At 66.6% G+C, this 14,825-nt stretch carries 16 protein-coding genes; 7 read left to right on the forward strand and 9 right to left on the reverse strand.

The window, feature by feature from the left end; genetic code table 11:
• Positions 1 to 12: 12 nt before the first annotated feature.
• From C7455_RS14015 to C7455_RS14040, 6 genes are all read right to left on the reverse strand, one after another.
• Entirely contained in the window at positions 13 to 1,059 is a 1,047-nt protein-coding gene (locus C7455_RS14015) for a threonine aldolase family protein (protein WP_109669262.1), read from the reverse strand.
• Positions 1,056 to 1,502 carry a YcgN family cysteine cluster protein gene (locus C7455_RS14020; RefSeq protein ID WP_109669264.1) on the reverse strand — a complete coding sequence of 149 codons (447 nt, stop codon included), beginning with the start codon at positions 1,500 to 1,502 and terminating at the stop codon, positions 1,056 to 1,058. The genes C7455_RS14015 and C7455_RS14020 overlap by 4 nt, the downstream gene beginning before the upstream one ends.
• The gene (locus tag C7455_RS14025; protein WP_109669266.1) at positions 1,499 to 2,425 is read right to left on the reverse strand and encodes a bifunctional riboflavin kinase/FAD synthetase; all 927 of its coding nucleotides are present in this window, start codon (positions 2,423 to 2,425) and stop codon (positions 1,499 to 1,501) included. The genes C7455_RS14020 and C7455_RS14025 overlap by 4 nt, the downstream gene beginning before the upstream one ends.
• A gap of 46 nt (positions 2,426 to 2,471) precedes the next feature.
• Entirely contained in the window at positions 2,472 to 2,915 is a 444-nt protein-coding gene (locus C7455_RS14030; RefSeq protein WP_109669515.1) for a MaoC family dehydratase, read from the reverse strand.
• A gap of 206 nt (positions 2,916 to 3,121) precedes the next feature.
• A complete protein-coding gene (locus C7455_RS14035) occupies positions 3,122 to 3,994 on the reverse strand; it encodes a TIGR01459 family HAD-type hydrolase (RefSeq protein ID WP_109669267.1) in 873 nt (290 codons plus the stop codon).
• A gap of 139 nt (positions 3,995 to 4,133) precedes the next feature.
• Complete coding sequence (locus C7455_RS14040) at positions 4,134 to 5,057, reverse strand: manganese-dependent inorganic pyrophosphatase (protein WP_109669517.1); 924 nt, start codon at positions 5,055 to 5,057, stop codon at positions 4,134 to 4,136.
• 197 nt (positions 5,058 to 5,254) lie between these two features.
• Between C7455_RS14040 and C7455_RS14045 the strand changes: the two genes are divergently transcribed.
• From C7455_RS14045 to C7455_RS14070, 6 genes are all read left to right on the forward strand, one after another.
• On the forward strand, positions 5,255 to 6,673 hold the full coding sequence (locus C7455_RS14045) for a Hint domain-containing protein (protein ID WP_170119085.1): 1,419 nt from the start codon (positions 5,255 to 5,257) through the stop codon (positions 6,671 to 6,673).
• Between the two features lie 133 nt (positions 6,674 to 6,806).
• The gene (gene groES / locus C7455_RS14050; RefSeq protein ID WP_109669270.1) at positions 6,807 to 7,118 is read left to right on the forward strand and encodes a co-chaperone GroES; all 312 of its coding nucleotides are present in this window, start codon (positions 6,807 to 6,809) and stop codon (positions 7,116 to 7,118) included.
• A gap of 42 nt (positions 7,119 to 7,160) precedes the next feature.
• Positions 7,161 to 8,801 (forward strand): chaperonin GroEL, encoded by a 1,641-nt coding sequence (groL, locus tag C7455_RS14055; RefSeq protein ID WP_109669272.1) that lies wholly within the window; start codon positions 7,161 to 7,163, stop codon positions 8,799 to 8,801.
• 189 nt (positions 8,802 to 8,990) lie between these two features.
• A complete protein-coding gene (locus C7455_RS14060) occupies positions 8,991 to 9,836 on the forward strand; it encodes an NAD(P)-dependent oxidoreductase (RefSeq protein ID WP_170119086.1) in 846 nt (281 codons plus the stop codon).
• Positions 9,829 to 10,962, forward strand: a complete 1,134-nt coding sequence (locus C7455_RS14065; RefSeq protein ID WP_109669275.1) for an alpha-D-ribose 1-methylphosphonate 5-triphosphate diphosphatase — start codon at positions 9,829 to 9,831, stop codon at positions 10,960 to 10,962. The genes C7455_RS14060 and C7455_RS14065 overlap by 8 nt, the downstream gene beginning before the upstream one ends.
• Positions 10,959 to 11,825 (forward strand): DMT family transporter, encoded by an 867-nt coding sequence (locus tag C7455_RS14070; RefSeq protein WP_109669277.1) that lies wholly within the window; start codon positions 10,959 to 10,961, stop codon positions 11,823 to 11,825. The genes C7455_RS14065 and C7455_RS14070 overlap by 4 nt, the downstream gene beginning before the upstream one ends.
• Here the strand turns inward: C7455_RS14070 and C7455_RS14075 are convergent.
• Entirely contained in the window at positions 11,795 to 12,241 is a 447-nt protein-coding gene (locus C7455_RS14075; protein ID WP_109669278.1) for an NUDIX domain-containing protein, read from the reverse strand. The genes C7455_RS14070 and C7455_RS14075 overlap by 31 nt on opposite strands.
• A 79-nt stretch (positions 12,242 to 12,320) precedes the next feature.
• Between C7455_RS14075 and C7455_RS14080 the strand changes: the two genes are divergently transcribed.
• Positions 12,321 to 13,055, forward strand: coding sequence for an alpha/beta hydrolase (locus C7455_RS14080; protein WP_109669280.1), 735 nt, complete (start codon positions 12,321 to 12,323; stop codon positions 13,053 to 13,055).
• 152 nt (positions 13,056 to 13,207) lie between these two features.
• Here the strand turns inward: C7455_RS14080 and C7455_RS14085 are convergent, their stop codons facing one another.
• The gene (locus C7455_RS14085; protein WP_109669281.1) at positions 13,208 to 14,278 is read right to left on the reverse strand and encodes a 5-(carboxyamino)imidazole ribonucleotide synthase; all 1,071 of its coding nucleotides are present in this window, start codon (positions 14,276 to 14,278) and stop codon (positions 13,208 to 13,210) included.
• Positions 14,271 to 14,759 carry a 5-(carboxyamino)imidazole ribonucleotide mutase gene (purE, locus tag C7455_RS14090; RefSeq protein WP_109669283.1) on the reverse strand — a complete coding sequence of 163 codons (489 nt, stop codon included), beginning with the start codon at positions 14,757 to 14,759 and terminating at the stop codon, positions 14,271 to 14,273. The genes C7455_RS14085 and purE overlap by 8 nt, the downstream gene beginning before the upstream one ends.
• Positions 14,760 to 14,825: the final 66 nt, after the last annotated feature.

A 14,825-nucleotide genomic window follows, 5' to 3' on the forward strand; every position in this document is an offset into this window, starting at 1 on the left:
TGCCGCAAAACGCTAGCCCGCCCAAGCCTCCAGCAAGCGCTCCACATCCTCGGGCGTTTTGGCCCAGTCGCACACGATCCGGCAGCGCAAGGGTGCGTCCGTCGCTCCATCGTCCACCGTGCCGCCAAAGAGGTAATACTGCGCCCCCGCTGCAAAGGCGCGCGCATGGGCTGCCCGCGGCACCTCGATGAAGGCAAGGTTGCCCGCCGCCGGATGCACCAGATGCGCACCGTGCACCCGCGCCAGACCCTGTACCAACTGCGCCATCCGCGCATTGGCCGCCCGCGCCATGTCAAGCCACAGGTCATCCGCGCAATAGGCCAGCATCTGCGACGACAGATACCGGTGTTTGGAAAACAGATGCCCACCGCGCTTGCGGCGCAACTCCAGCTCGCGGCCATGTGCGGGGTCGAAGAACACCACCGCCTCCACCCCCATGCAGCCATTCTTGGTGCCGCCGAAACTGACAGCGTTCACACCCGCCTTCCACGTCATCTCGGCCGCGCTGCACCCCAGCGCCACGCAAGCATTGGCAAAGCGCGCGCCGTCCAGATGCACGGCCAAGCCATGCGCCTTGGCCACCGCAGAAATCGCCCGGATCTGGTCGAGCGAATAGACCGTGCCGCGCTCGGTCACATTGGTGATCGTCACCGGCCCCGGCTGCGCGCCATGCACGCCCCGCGCCTTGCACTGCAGGATCGCGGCCTCCAGCGCCTCCGGGGTGAAACGGCCATCGGCGCCGTCGATCAGAACGGTCTTGGCCCCCGAGTAGAAATCGGGCGCGCCGCATTCATCCTCTTCCACATGGGCGGTGCGGTGGCAAAAGACGCCGTCCCATGGCTTTGCCAGGCAGGCCAGCGCCAGCGCATTGGCCACACTGCCCGTTGCCACGAACTCCACCGCCGCGTCCGGCGCCTCGAACACCGCACGCACGGCCTGACGCGCGGCTGCGGTCGTGGCGTCATTGCCATAGGGCATAGCGTAGCCGTCATTGGCCGAAGCCACCGCCGCCATGATCGCCGGATGCACCGGCCCGGTGTTGTCGCTCGCGAACATCATGTGCCCGGCTCCTCGATGATATAGTCTTCCCAGTCTTCTTCCGGCACCTCGAATTCGGGAACCGTGATCCCGCGCACGCTGACGCCCGCCTCATGCACCGTCTCGGTGTCGCCCGACACCAAAGGGTGCCACCAGTAGAGCGGCTTGCCCTCATGGATCAGCCGATAGGCGCAGGTCTCGGGCATGAAATAGGCGACATCGCCCATGGTCTGCGGCGTCAGGCGGATGCATTCGGGCACCAAAGTCTTGCGGATCGCGTATTGCCCGCAACGGCAGGTCTCATCGTCGAGCAACCGGCAGGCCACGCGCGTCAGCGCGACTTCGCCCGTCTCCTCATCCTCAAGCTTGTTGAGGCAGCACTTGCCGCAGCCGTCGCAGAGCGCCTCCCATTCCTCGGGCGTCATGCGTTCGGGGCGCACCTTTTCCCAGAATCTGTCCCTCATGACCGGGCGAGCGCCTCGCGCGCTTGCGTAGAATCGCGGTCCATCTGGACGATCAGCGCGTCAAGACCGTCAAACTTCATCTCGCCCCGCAGCCACGCGACCAGCCCGACCGAGAGCGGCCGGCCATAGAGGTCGCCCTTGAAATCGAACAGGAAGGTCTCGAGGTTCGGCGTCGCCCGCTCGAACATCGGCCGGATGCCAAGGTTGGCGACGCCTTGGTAGGTGCCCCGATGCGGCCCCTCCAGCACATCGACCAGCACGGCATAGACGCCCAGCCGCGGCACATGCAGCCCATCCAGCGCCATGTTCGCGGTCGGATAGCCCAGCTCGCGCCCGCGCTTGTCGCCATGCAGGACCGGCCCTTCGATCCGGTGCCAATGGCCAAGCATGCCAGCGGCGTCGCGCGGACGGCCCTCGCTCAGCGCGGCGCGGATCGCGGTCGACGAGACGGCACCATCCGCCCCCTCCAGCAACTCGGCCACTGTCACGTCGAACCCGTAGCGCGCGCCAAGCTCGCGCAAGCTGGCCGCCGTGCCGGTGCGCCCCTTGCCGAAACAGAAATCCGCGCCGACCACGACATGGGACAGGCCCAGCCCCTCGGCCAGCACGATACGCGCGAAATCCTCGGCTGACAGCGCCGCCATGCGCGCGTCAAACGGCAGCTCGGCCAACACCTCGACGCCCAGCTTCTCCAGCCGGTGCGCGCGGGCAGCAGAGTTCATCAGGCGAAAGGGCGGGGCGGCGGGGGCGAAGAACTCGCGCGGATGCGGCTCGAAGGTCACGACGCCAAGGGGCGCGCCGAGGCGACGGGCGAGATCGATCACATGACGATGGCCGCGATGGACGCCATCGAAATTCCCGATCGCGGCGCTCGCGCCACGATCCTCACGACGGGTGTACTGGGGGTCACGCAAGATCCGCATGGGCAAGGGCGTAGCCGCCCACGCGCAGATAGGCAAGAAGCGGGCGTCAGTCGAACTTGCGCGACGGCGCCAGCACGGTCGCCTCGCCCTTCAACACGACGATCTCGCCCACCTTGCAATGTGTTGCCAAGGTCACGCGGCGGCGCGAATGGTCGATGGCCGTCACCTCCACCTCGGCGTGGACCATGTCGCCGGGCCGCACGGGGGCCATGAATTTCAGCGTCTGGCCAAGGTAGACCGTGCCATGCCCCGGCAACTGCTCGCCGATCACCGCCGAGATCAGGCCCGCCGTCAGCATCCCATGCGCGATCCGCCCCTCAAAGATCGTGTCGCGGGCATAGTCGTCATCCAGATGCACCGGGTTCCGGTCGGTCGAGACCTGCGCGAACAACTCGATATCGGTATCGGTGATCAGCTTCTGCAAGCACCGCGTCATCCCGATCTCCAGATCCTCGATGACGATCGTGCCGGTCATGATGTTGTCGAGCATGGGGGGCGTCTCCTGCATGATGAGGCCTCATACCCGATTCCAGGGGGCTTCTGCAATGCAGAAAGTAATAAAACTGCGCGTGATACCCAAATTTTCGCAACTATCTTGCGTGCACGTTATCCTTCAACTTTCTGCAAATATGCGCGGGGGGCAGGGGGGCGGCAGCCCCCCGGTCGGGCGCTGCCCTTTGGCGGCGGAACCGTGGATCAGCGCAGCATGCCGATCGAATAGCTTGGTTCCATCTGAACATCGGTCAGAAAGCGCGCCAGCTTGGCCGGGTCGGGCTTCTCATCGGTCATGGTCTCCTCGCGCGCCAGCCCGCCGGTGATGAACAGCGTGTCGATGTTCTCGCCCATGCCGCCCATGACATCAGTCAAGATGCCATCGCCCACCGCAAGGATGCGGTCATCCGATATGGATCTGCCGAGCTGCTGCAACCGGCGGCGGGCCAGATCGTAGATCGGCGGGTGGGGCTTGCCGAAATACAGGCTCTCACCGCCCATCGCGGTGTAAAGCCGCGCCAGCGCGCCCGCACACCATTCCCGCGTCTCGCCACGGTCCACGACGATGTCGGGATTGGCGCACAGCAGTTTCAGGCCGCGGGTCTTGGCCAGCAGGAACTGCGGTCGCATCACCGCCGGGTCGGCCATCGGGTCGAAGGGCCCGGTGCAGACGATCCCTTCCGCTTCCTCCAACGCAACCCGAGTGATCTCGACAGGATTGTCCAGCAAGGCGAGCGGCTCAAAGAACGGAGCGTCGTGTTTTTCGCCGATGTGCCAGACCTTGTGGCCCACCACGCCTTGATACATCGCCGCCCGCGCGCTGTCGCCCGAGGTGGCGATCACGTCCCAGCTATCGCGCGGCACGCCCATTCGGGTGATTTGTGCCTCGACGCTGGCGCGGGGGCGGGGCGAGTTGGTCACCAGCACCACGGTCCCACCCTGCGCCTTGAAGGCGCGCAAGGCCTCGACGGCGGCTGGAAAGGCGCGGATGCCGTCATGCACGCAGCCCCAGAGGTCGCAAAACAGCGCGTCATAGTGCTCGGCAATCTCGGCAAGGTTGTCGATGATGCGGGTCATGGGGCGTGTCCTGTCTGTCTTGTCGGCGTCCCCGTCTCGTTACGACAGGCGGCCCCGTTGGGCCAGCCCATGCCGCAGCATCCGCGCAGCACAAGGGGCGGCCCGTGACGGGGCCGCCCCTTGTGCGCATCGCAAGTGATCAGAGCGTCAGGTTGGGGATGATCTGCTTCTTGCGGCTGACGACGCCGGGCAGAACGATGGTGTCGCCTGTCCCACCCTCAACACCAAAGCTTTTCACCGCGACCTGCCGGACCAGATCATTGGGCACCAGTAGCGTCGCTTGCTCGCGCAAGATGTCGACCACAAACAGCAGGACCTGATCGGCGCCATCCTCGGTTGCGACGACGGGCATCGTGTCCATCAGGCTCGCCTTGCGGTTCAGCACCGTCTCGGGCGAGGTGGTTTCCAGCACACTCACACGGAAGGTCTTGCCGCCGACCTCATAGGTCTTGCTATCCATGCGCAGCAGTTCCGCATCCGAGAAGGCCGAGACATCGGATTTTGCCGCGAACATCTCGGCGGCGTAATCGGGGATCGAAATGCCAAGATCGCCCGCCAGAGCTTCGGCCACAACACGATCCTCATCCGTGGTTGTGGGCGAGCGGAATTCCAGCGTGTCCGACAAGATGCAGGTCAGGATCGTGGCCTTCACCCACTCGGGCGCCTGCGTGATGTCGGCGCCGATCATCTTGTGCATAATCGTCGCGGTGCAGGCGAGCGGCTCCATCCGGATGTCGATCGGGCCTTTGGTTTCCAGACCGCCCACCAGTTTGTGATGGTCGATGATGGCGCGGATGTCGGCGTCGTTGATCGACTTGGGCAATTCGGCGGGGTTGTTGGTGTCGACGATCACGACCGGCTGGCCTGCGTCCACATCGGCGATGATGCGCGGCTTGGGCAGGTTCCAGCGCTGCAGCAGGAAGGCCGCCTCGGTGTTGGGTTCGCCCAGCAACACCGCTTCGGCGGGCTCGTTGCGCACCTCGCTCAGATACCAGGCCCAGATCAGGGGCGAGCCGGTGGAATCCGTGTCGGGGGAGGTGTGGCCGAAAACGAGCGTGGTCATGGGAATTTTCCGCGAATGGGGGCTGGTATTGCGCGCCTCATAGCGAAGCTGACGGGCCTTGTCAGGGGGCAAGTGCGCCGCAGGCATCTGCAACTTTAGATAGCTTTGTATACTTTGGGGAAAAATTGTGTCAAAAACTCGACATAGCCGGGGCACACCGGCGTCTGAGGCGGTTTCGAAAAAGGCGGGCGGTTTTCTTGCCCAATATCGATGGCACATGGCAAGACGACACGCTGTCGGGCGGGTCCGGGGATGACAGCATCCGCGGGTTTTCCGGCAACGACAGCCTGTCGGGCGGCGACGGCGATGACACGCTCATCGGCGCCTCTGGCAGCGACACGCTGGTCGGTGGCTCGGGCGACGACCTGCTCGACGGCGGCAGCCAGAACGACCTGCTTGTCGGCGGTGACGGTGACGACACGCTTATCGGCGACTCGGGCGCGGACACTCTGGAAGGTGGCGCCGGCAACGACCTGATCGACGGCGGCAGTCAGGATGACGTGATCTCGGGCGGTGACGGTGACGACACCATCCTCGGCCAGAGCGGCGGCGACATCATTTCCGGGGGAAACGGCGACGATCTGCTCGACGGCGGATCGCAAAACGACACGCTGTTCGGCGGGGCGGGCAACGACACGCTCATCGGCGGATCGGACAATGACTGGCTCGACGGCGGCGCGGGCGACGACCTGATCATTGCCGGCGGCTATGGCGGCGGGTCCGATACCATCGTTTTTGGCCCGGGCATGGGCAATGACACGATCGAAGGGTTCAACCCCTCGACCGATTTCCTGCATATCGGCGGCGTGGACCGGGATGACCTGATCTTTACGCCCACCGCAGATCCTCGGATCTGGGTGCTGACGATCGATGGTGTGCCCGATACCAGCCTGACCATCGATTTCACCTTCTACTGGGATGCCGGGGTCAACATCGCCGAACTCGATGACCGCGTCCTGACCGATACGGATGTGACGCCCCCGGATGACCCTTATGAAGACCCCATCTGCCTGACGGCGGGTGTTCTGGTGCAGACCGCGCGCGGCCCGGTTCCGGCTGCCGCGCTGCGCGAGGGCGACCGCGTGCAGACGCGCGACGCAGGCTGGCAACCGGTGCGCGCCGTGCTGCGGCGCTGGTTCCCGGCGACCGAGCTTGCCGCCGATCCGTCGCTGCGCCCGGTGCGTGTCGCTGCGGGCGCTTTCGGCAACGGGCTTCCCTTGCGCGACATGCGGGTGTCGCTGCAGCATTGCTTTCTGGCCGCAGATCCGGCGGGCCGCCACCCCGAGGCGATCATCCGCGCGCGCCATATCGCCGTCACACTGGGGCAGGCAGACTTGTCCGACGACGCGCCAGCGCAGGGCGAGAGCTATGTGCATATCCTGCTCGACGCCCATCACCTGATCCTTGCCGAGGGCGTCTGGACCGAGACGATCTTTGCCGGTCCGTGTGTCTTGGCCGCCGACGCGGTGCTGGCGCGGATGCTGGGCGGGCGGCGTCTGCCCGCCATGGAGGCACGGGTGCGTCCGGCGCTGACCCGGCGCGACCTGCGCGGCTTTGCGGGCTATGTGCTGGGCGGCGCCCATGAGGCCGCGAGCCCATCCCGGCGCGCCGCCTGACGATCGCGCATTTTCCTGAAATCCACCCTGTTGACAGCCTGCCGCCACCTGCCTATCTGCAAGGTGTTGGCACTCGCCCCGGCTGAGTGACAACACCAGAGATGAAACCGAACCCTAAAGGAGTGTTCGACAGATGGCATTCACACCGCTTCACGACCGCGTGCTGGTCCGCCGCATCGAGTCCGAGGAAAAGACCAAGGGCGGTCTGATCATCCCCGATAGCGCCAAGGAAAAGCCTGCCGAGGGCGAAGTGATCGCAGTCGGCGCAGGGGCCAAGGACGAGAACGGCGGCCGCATCGCGATGGACGTCAAGTCCGGCGACCGCATCTTGTTCGGCAAGTGGTCCGGCACCGAGGTCACCGTTGATGGCGAAGAACTTCTGATCATGAAGGAAAGCGACATCCTCGGCGTGATTTCGGCATCTGCCGCCGCCGCCGCCGCCTGATCCGCATCCAAAGCTGAATCCAATTTAGGGGAGCTATTCAATATGGCTGCTAAAGACGTAAAATTCTCCACCGATGCCCGCAACCGTATGCTGCGCGGCGTCAATATCCTCGCCGACGCGGTCAAGGTCACGCTGGGCCCCAAGGGCCGCAACGTGGTGATCGAAAAGTCCTTCGGCGCGCCCCGCATCACCAAGGACGGTGTGTCGGTCGCCAAGGAAATCGAGCTCGAGGACCGCTTCGAGAACATGGGCGCGCAGATGGTGAAAGAAGTCGCCTCGCGCACCAATGACGAGGCCGGCGACGGCACCACCACCGCCACCGTGCTGGCTCAGGCCATCATCAAGGAAGGCATGAAGTCGGTCGCCGCCGGCATGAACCCGATGGACCTCAAGCGCGGCATCGATCTGGCCACCGCCAAGGTCGTGGCCCACATCAAGGCCGCTGCCCGCGACGTGACCGACAGCGACGAAGTCGCCCAGGTCGGCACGATCTCGGCCAATGGCGAGAAGGAAATCGGCCGTCAGATCGCGGATGCGATGCAGAAGGTCGGCAATGACGGCGTCATCACCGTCGAAGAGAACAAGGGCCTCGAGACCGAGACCGAAGTGGTCGAGGGCATGCAGTTCGACCGTGGCTACCTGTCGCCCTATTTCGTGACCAACCCCGACAAGATGGTCGCGGAACTGGATGATGCGCTGATCTTGCTCCACGAGAAGAAGCTGTCGTCGCTCCAGCCGATGGTTCCCCTGCTCGAGGCCGTGATCCAGTCGGGCAAGCCGCTTCTGATCATCTCCGAAGACGTCGAGGGCGAAGCGCTGGCGACCCTCGTGGTCAACAAGCTGCGCGGCGGCCTCAAGATCGCCGCCGTCAAGGCACCGGGCTTTGGCGACCGTCGCAAGGCGATGCTGCAAGATCTCGCGGTTCTGACCGGTGGTCAGGTGATCTCGGAAGATCTGGGCATGAAGCTTGAGAATGTCACGCTCGACATGCTGGGCAATGCCAAGAAGATCCTGATCAAGAAGGACGACACCACGATCGTCGACGGCGCCGGCAACAAGGCCGAGATCGAGGCCCGCGTGGCTCAGATCCGTCAGCAGATCGAGGACACCACCTCGGACTATGACAAGGAAAAGCTGCAGGAACGTGTTGCCAAGCTGGCAGGCGGCGTTGCAGTCATCCGCGTCGGCGGCATGACCGAGATCGAGGTGAAGGAGCGCAAGGACCGCGTCGATGACGCGCTGAACGCCACCCGCGCCGCGGTGCAGGAAGGTGTCGTGGTCGGCGGCGGTGTGGCTCTAGTGCAGGCTGCGCGCGCGCTGGACGGCGTGACGGGAGACAACTCGGACCAGAACGCCGGTATCTTGATCGTCCGCAAGGCGCTCGAGGCACCGCTGCGCCAGATCGCCGAGAACGCAGGCGTCGACGGCTCCGTCGTGGCCGGCAAGATCCGCGAATCGAACGATCCCAAGTTCGGCTTCAACGCCCAGACCGAGGAATATGGCGACATGTTCAAGTTCGGCGTGATCGACCCCGCAAAGGTCGTGCGCACCGCGCTTGAGGATGCAGCGTCGATCGCGGGCCTGCTCATCACCACCGAAGCGATGGTTGCCGATCGTCCGAAGAAGGACGAAGGCGCCGGCGGCGGCATGGGCGGCATGGGCGGCATGGACGGCATGATGTAAGAGAGAATTTCCCTCGGGAAATTTGCTCGTCACCCCGGCAGGGTCGTTTCCATCGGAAACGATCCCGTGAGGGGTAAGCCTTCGACCAGATGCAAAGGGGCCTTCGGGCCCCTTTGTCATGTCTGGCCCTTTCCTTCCGAGGCCCGCCGGGGCAAAACCGCGGCGCGACGGATGGCCGGAGGCGACAAGATGGACAGGATCGGCGTGATCGGCTTGGGCCGGATGGGCGCGGCGATGGCGATGCGCCTGTCCGTGCAGGGCGTGCCTGTGACCGGCTGGACCCGCAGCGGTCGCACGGTTCCGGGCGTGACACAGGCCCCGGACCTCGCCGCGCTTTTGGCGGCCTCCGACGTCATGATCCTCAGCTTGTTCGACGATGACGCCGTGGGCGCGATGCTGGACGCATTGGCGCCCTTCGATCTGTCGGGCAAGCTGGTCGTGGAGACCAGCACCGTGACCCCGCGCACCCTGGCCGCGCGCGTCGATAGGCTGGGCGCAGCGGGCGCGGCCCTTGTCGATGCGCCCGTATCGGGCGGGCCGGAACTGGTCGCGCAAGGCGCTTGCGGCTTTTTCATCGGTGGCCCGCCCGAGGCCGCGGTTCGCGCGCAGGCGGCGCTCACCCCGCTGTCGACACGCATCTTTCATGTCGGCCCGCTGGGCACGGGGCTGGTCATGAAGACCGTTAACAACGCCCTGATGCAGACCTATACCGCCGGCCTTGTCGAACAATTGCGGGTCGCCGCCCGCGCGGGCCTGCCGCTCGAGACGGCGCTGACGATCCTGTGCGGCGGGCCTGCGGGTCTGCCCATGGTGCGCGACCGGGTGCCGCGCATCCTTGGGCAAGACACCAGCGTCGGCTTCCCGGTCCGCGGCGTGGCCAAGGACAATGCCGTCTTCCGCCGCGTGGCCGCCGAGGCCGGGGTTGCCACTCCGACGCTGGATGCCTTCGCCGACATCCTCGCAGATGTGATCGAGGCGGGCCTGTCGGATGCCGATATCGCCGCTGTCATGTCCCGGGCCTACCACGATGCCTGATCTGCCGCCGCTGCGCCTGACCGGAGCGGAGGTGCTGCTGCCGGGCGGCTTCGCGCACGAGGCGCTGTCCATCTCGGGCGGCCGCATCGCGGGCGAGGGCGGGCGCGACGTCGACCTGAGCGGATACCGCATCCTGCCCGGCATCATCGACCTGCATGGCGACGGGTTCGAACGCCACATGGCGCCCCGCCGGGGGGCGGTGGAAACGCCCGCGATGGGTCTGGCCGCGCTCGACGCCGAATGCGCCGCCTGCGGGATCACGACCGCCATGCTGGCCCAATTCTGGAGCTGGGAAGGCGGCATGCGCGGCCCTGCCTTTGCCGCGGCGCTCGCGGAAGCGCTGGACGCGGCCGAGACGCTGACCGACATGGACCTGCAATTGCGGGTCGAAACCCACATGCTCGACACGCTGGACGCGATGCAGGCCTTGGTGGCGCGCCATGCCATCCGCTATGTCGTCTGGAACGACCACCTGCCGCACCGCGAACTGGCCGCCGGCAAGCGCCCGCCGCGCCTGACGGGCCAGGCCCTCAAGTCGGGACGCTCGCCCGAGGCGCATGAGGCACTGTTGCAGGCCCTGCACGCCAACGCCCCGCAGGTGATGGCCGCGCTGGCCGATGTGGCGCGCGATTTCCGGGCCAAGGGCGTGCGGATGGGCAGCCATGACGACCACAGGGCGGCGGATCGGGACATGTTTCGGGCGATCGGGGCCGATATCTGCGAGTTTCCCGAGACGCTGGAGGCCGCCCGCGCGGCCAAATCTGCGGGCGAGCCGGTCATCATGGGCGCGCCCAATGTCGTGCGCGGCGGCTCGCACAATGGCAAGATCGCCGCCGAGACGCTGATCGAGGCAGGGCTCGTTGATGCACTGGTCTCCGACTACCATTACCCCTCGCTCGGGCGCGCCGCCGTCAAGCTGAGCGCGCGCCACGGCTGGCCCGCCGCATGGGATCTGGTCTCGGGCGGCCCCGCGCGGGTCATAGGCTGGACCGACCGGGGCCACATCGCCGAGGGGTTGCGCGCCGATCTGGTGATTCTCGATGACGCTGGCCGCGTTGCGGGCACCATCGCGGGCGGGCGGGTATCGCAGATCTCGGGCGCCTTGGCCGTGCGGTGGCTGGCATGAGGCTGGTCGCGATGACGGCGCTGGTGATGGTGGCCTTTGCCGCAAATTCGGTGCTGAACCGCGCTGCAGTGGGGGGGGCGCAGATCGGCGCGCTCGATTTCGCGCTGGTGCGCGCGGTGGCGGGGGCGGCGGTGCTGGTGCTGCTGATCCGGCTGCGCCATGCCCGCCTGCCGCTCATGGAACCGCGCCGCATGCTCGGTGGCCTGATGCTGACCACCTATCTGATCGGGTTTTCCGTGGCCTATCTGGCGATGGATGCAGGCCTTGGGGCGCTGATCTTGTTTGGCGGCGTTCAGGTCACGATGTTCGCGGGTGCGCTGGTGACGGGTGAACGCCCGCCCGCGCGGCGCTGGATCGGTGCGGGGCTGGCGCTGTCAGGTCTGGCCTGGCTGGTCTGGCCGGGTGGTGCTGTCGCGGCGCCCCTATGGTCGGTCGCGGCCATGGCGCTGGCGGCCGTCGGATGGGGCGTCTATTCGCTCATCGGTCGCGGGTCGGCTGACCCCTTGGGGGACACGGCGGCTGCCTTTGTCTGGGCGACGGTCGCGGGATTCGTGGCGGTCGTGATCCAGACCGGGGGCAGCACGGTGAACACCGCGAGCCTGCCCGGTCTGGCGTTGGCCGTCACCTCGGGGGCGGTCACATCCGGCCTTGGTTACGCGCTGTGGTATGGGGTCTTGCCGCGCATCGGGGCCTCTGTCGCGGGGCTGGTGCAACTGTCTGTGCCGGTGATCGCGGCGCTGGGCGGCGTGGTGTTTCTCGCCGAGGCACCCAGCCTGCGCATGCTGGGCGCGGCCGCGCTGGTGCTGGGCGGCATCGCGTGGGGTCTGTGGCCTCAGCGGACCAGAGGTTCAAGCGCGTCATAGTGAATGATATCCGACCACGCGACATCGGGCAGGCTGTCGGGCTTGTAGCGGTGCCGGTGCATGTCGGCGCGCGCGATCAGGTGGCGCTCGGTCACGATGCCTTCGGGGTCGGTCCAGGGGGCCAGCGGGTCGCCCGCCAGCAGCGTGACACGGAAATAGACGTCGACCTGGTGGAAATCATGCCCCGGCGCGTGAAACTCGTTCACCAGACAGGGCGCGCCCACGGCCACGGTCAGGCCGGTTTCCTCGTGGAATTCCCGGATCAGGTTGTCGGGCAGCGAACTGTGCATCTCGACCCCGCCACCGGGCGCGCACAAAAGGTCGCTTTTCCCGCCGCCCCAGGCGTTGACCAGCAAGAGCCGGTCGTCGATCAGCAACAGGCCGCGCACGGCCAGACGGGGGCGATTGGGTGACATGGGCAAAGAGTGGCCCGCCCCGCATCCGCGCGCAAGTGCCCCCTCGCCGCGCTGCCGCAAGATCCCTATGTAACCCCCCATGCGCCGCTTTCTTGCCCCGATCCTGATGTTGCTTGCCCTTGCGAGCCCCGTACGCGCCGGGGATTGCGTGATCTTGCTGCACGGGCTGGCGCGGAGCGAAACCTCGCTTTTCTTGATGCAAGAGGCGCTGGAGGCCGAAGGCTACCGCGTCGTCAATCAAGGCTACCCTTCGACCCGTGCCTCGATCTCGGAACTGGCGGCGGTCACGCTTGCCCCCGCGATCGAAGCCTGCGGGACAGAGCAGGTTCATTTCGTCACCCATTCGATGGGCGGCATCTTGCTGCGCTACTGGCTGGCGCGCCGGGCGCGGCCCGATGATCTGGGGCGGGTGGTCATGCTGGCCCCGCCCAATGCCGGATCGGAACTGGTCGATGTGCTGGGCCAGCTGGAGCCCTTCGAGTGGATCAACGGCCCCGCCGGTCTGCAGCTGGGCACGGGCGTCGGTGACATCCCCAACCGCCTGCCGGCGGTCGATTTCGAGCTGGGGGTGATTGCCGGAAACCAGTCGCTCAACCCGATCTATTCCGCGCTGATCCCCGGCGAGGATGACGGCAAGGTGGCCGTCGACAGCACAAGGGTGGAGGGCATGGCCGATCACATCGTGCTGCCGGTGACCCATACCTTCATGATGAACAACCCGCTGGTGATCGCGCAGACGCTGGCCTTTCTGCGTCAAGGTGCCTTTGTGGCGGACCTCAACTATCTCGGGGCGATCGAAACGATCATGGAGTGAGGGGGCGGTCGACCTCGGGCGGCCCTGCGGGCGCCGTCGGTCGACCGCATTGCCATGGACGGGCGCTGGGGTGTTTCCCTGCCCGGGTGTTGCATGGGCCCTGCGCGGCGGATTGTGCATATTTGGGGAAAGATGAAGGAGAGGTGTGGCGCTCAGGCCGGGCCGGTCACGCGGTTGACATGGCCCATCTTGCGGCCCGACCGCGCCTCGGCCTTGCCGTAGAGATGGACCTGTACGCCGGGTTCCGCCGCGAGGGCCGCAGCGCGCGCAATGTCGTCGCCGATCAGGTTTTCCATCACCACATTGGCGTGGCGCGCGCCATTGCCCAGCGGCCAGCCCGCGATGGCGCGGATATGCTGTTCGAACTGGTCGACGGCGCAGCCCGCCTGCGTCCAATGGCCGGAATTGTGCACGCGCGGGGCGATCTCGTTGACGATCAGGCCCTCGGGGGTGACGAACAGCTCGACCCCCATGACGCCGACATAATCGAGCGCGGTCAGGATGCGCGAGGCGATCAGCACCGCATCGGTGCGCAGTTTCAGCGGCAGCGCCGTGGGAACGGACGTGGTGGCGAGGATGCCATCTTGGTGGACGTTCTCGCCGGGGTCATAGGCGGCCACACGGCCATCGCGTCCACGCGCGGCGATGACGCTGATCTCGCGCGAGAAGCGCACGAAGCCCTCGGCTATGGCGGGGGCGCCTTTCAGGCTGGCAAGGGCTGCAGGTGCGCCCTCGGGGTCCATCACACGGGCCTGGCCCTTTCCGTCATAGCCGAAGCGGCGCGTCTTGAAGATCGCCGGCGTGCCCGTTGCCGTCAGCGCCGTCGCCAGATCGGCGGCTGTGTCGATGGGCGCGAAGGAGGCCGTGGCAAGGCCCAGACCGGCGAGGAAGGTCTTTTCGACCAGCCGGTCCTGGCTGGTTTCCAGCGCGCGGCGGTCGGGGAAAAGCGGCGTGGTCCTGGACAGAACGTCGAGGGCCGGGGCGGGGATGTTCTCGAACTCGAAGGTGATGAGATCGCAGCCTTGCGCAAAGCGGCGCAGCGCGTCGAGATCGTCATAGGGGGCCTGCGTCCAGCCATGGGACACATCGGCGGCAGGGGCCGCGCCGGGCTCGAAGATGTGGCAACGGTAGCCCAGCCGTGCGGCGGCCATCGCCAGCATCCGGCCCAGTTGCCCGCCGCCGAGGATGCCGATGGTGGCGCCGGGCGCGAGCGGGTCAGTCATCGGCGGGTGTCTCGGGGATCGATGCCGACAGGGCCGCGCGCCAGGCGTCAAGCCGGGCGGCCAGCGCGGCATCCGACAGGCTGAGGATGGCGGCCGCCATCAGGCCTGCGTTCGCGGCCCCGGCAGCACCTATGGCCATGGTGGCGACCGGGTAGCCTTTGGGCATCTGGACGATGGAGTAGAGCGAATCGACCCCCGACAGCGCCTTGGTCTGCACCGGCACACCGATCACCGGCACGCGTGTCTTGGAGGCCATCATGCCGGGCAGATGCGCGGCCCCGCCGGCACCCGCGATGATGACCTTGAGGCCGCGCTCGGCGGCGCTGCGGCCATAATCCCACAACCGGTCGGGGGTGCGGTGGGCCGACACGATCCGCGCCTCATGGGTCACCCCAAGTTCGTCGAGGATGCTGGCCGCCTCACGCATCGTGGGCCAGTCGGACTGGCTGCCCATGATGATTCCGACCTCGATCTTCGACATGCCTCGCACCCTCGCGGCCCCAGTTTGAGCGCCGCACTATAGCTGCGCTTGGCCGGGGCGCAATGA

The organism is Roseicyclus mahoneyensis (genome assembly GCF_003148775.1).
Taxonomy (GTDB): domain Bacteria; phylum Pseudomonadota; class Alphaproteobacteria; order Rhodobacterales; family Rhodobacteraceae; genus Roseicyclus; species Roseicyclus mahoneyensis.

What these genes read in the sequence shown, in the direction of transcription:
- C7455_RS14080 (WP_109669280.1), top strand. Translation starts at nt 12,321, where the DNA reads ATGCGCCGCTTTCTTGCCCCGATCCTGATGTTGCTTGCCCTTGCGAGC.
- C7455_RS14060 (WP_170119086.1), top strand. Translation starts at nt 8,991, where the DNA reads ATGGACAGGATCGGCGTGATCGGCTTGGGCCGGATGGGCGCGGCGATG.
- C7455_RS14075 (WP_109669278.1), bottom strand. Translation starts at nt 12,241, where the DNA reads ATGTCACCCAATCGCCCCCGTCTGGCCGTGCGCGGCCTGTTGCTGATC.
- groES (WP_109669270.1), top strand. Translation starts at nt 6,807, where the DNA reads ATGGCATTCACACCGCTTCACGACCGCGTGCTGGTCCGCCGCATCGAG.
- C7455_RS14025 (WP_109669266.1), bottom strand. Translation starts at nt 2,425, where the DNA reads ATGCGGATCTTGCGTGACCCCCAGTACACCCGTCGTGAGGATCGTGGC.
- C7455_RS14020 (WP_109669264.1), bottom strand. Translation starts at nt 1,502, where the DNA reads ATGAGGGACAGATTCTGGGAAAAGGTGCGCCCCGAACGCATGACGCCC.
- C7455_RS14070 (WP_109669277.1), top strand. Translation starts at nt 10,959, where the DNA reads ATGAGGCTGGTCGCGATGACGGCGCTGGTGATGGTGGCCTTTGCCGCA.
- C7455_RS14065 (WP_109669275.1), top strand. Translation starts at nt 9,829, where the DNA reads ATGCCTGATCTGCCGCCGCTGCGCCTGACCGGAGCGGAGGTGCTGCTG.
- C7455_RS14030 (WP_109669515.1), bottom strand. Translation starts at nt 2,915, where the DNA reads ATGCTCGACAACATCATGACCGGCACGATCGTCATCGAGGATCTGGAG.
- C7455_RS14015 (WP_109669262.1), bottom strand. Translation starts at nt 1,059, where the DNA reads ATGATGTTCGCGAGCGACAACACCGGGCCGGTGCATCCGGCGATCATG.
- C7455_RS14035 (WP_109669267.1), bottom strand. Translation starts at nt 3,994, where the DNA reads ATGACCCGCATCATCGACAACCTTGCCGAGATTGCCGAGCACTATGAC.
- C7455_RS14040 (WP_109669517.1), bottom strand. Translation starts at nt 5,057, where the DNA reads ATGACCACGCTCGTTTTCGGCCACACCTCCCCCGACACGGATTCCACC.
- purE (WP_109669283.1), bottom strand. Translation starts at nt 14,759, where the DNA reads ATGTCGAAGATCGAGGTCGGAATCATCATGGGCAGCCAGTCCGACTGG.
- groL (WP_109669272.1), top strand. Translation starts at nt 7,161, where the DNA reads ATGGCTGCTAAAGACGTAAAATTCTCCACCGATGCCCGCAACCGTATG.
- C7455_RS14085 (WP_109669281.1), bottom strand. Translation starts at nt 14,278, where the DNA reads ATGACTGACCCGCTCGCGCCCGGCGCCACCATCGGCATCCTCGGCGGC.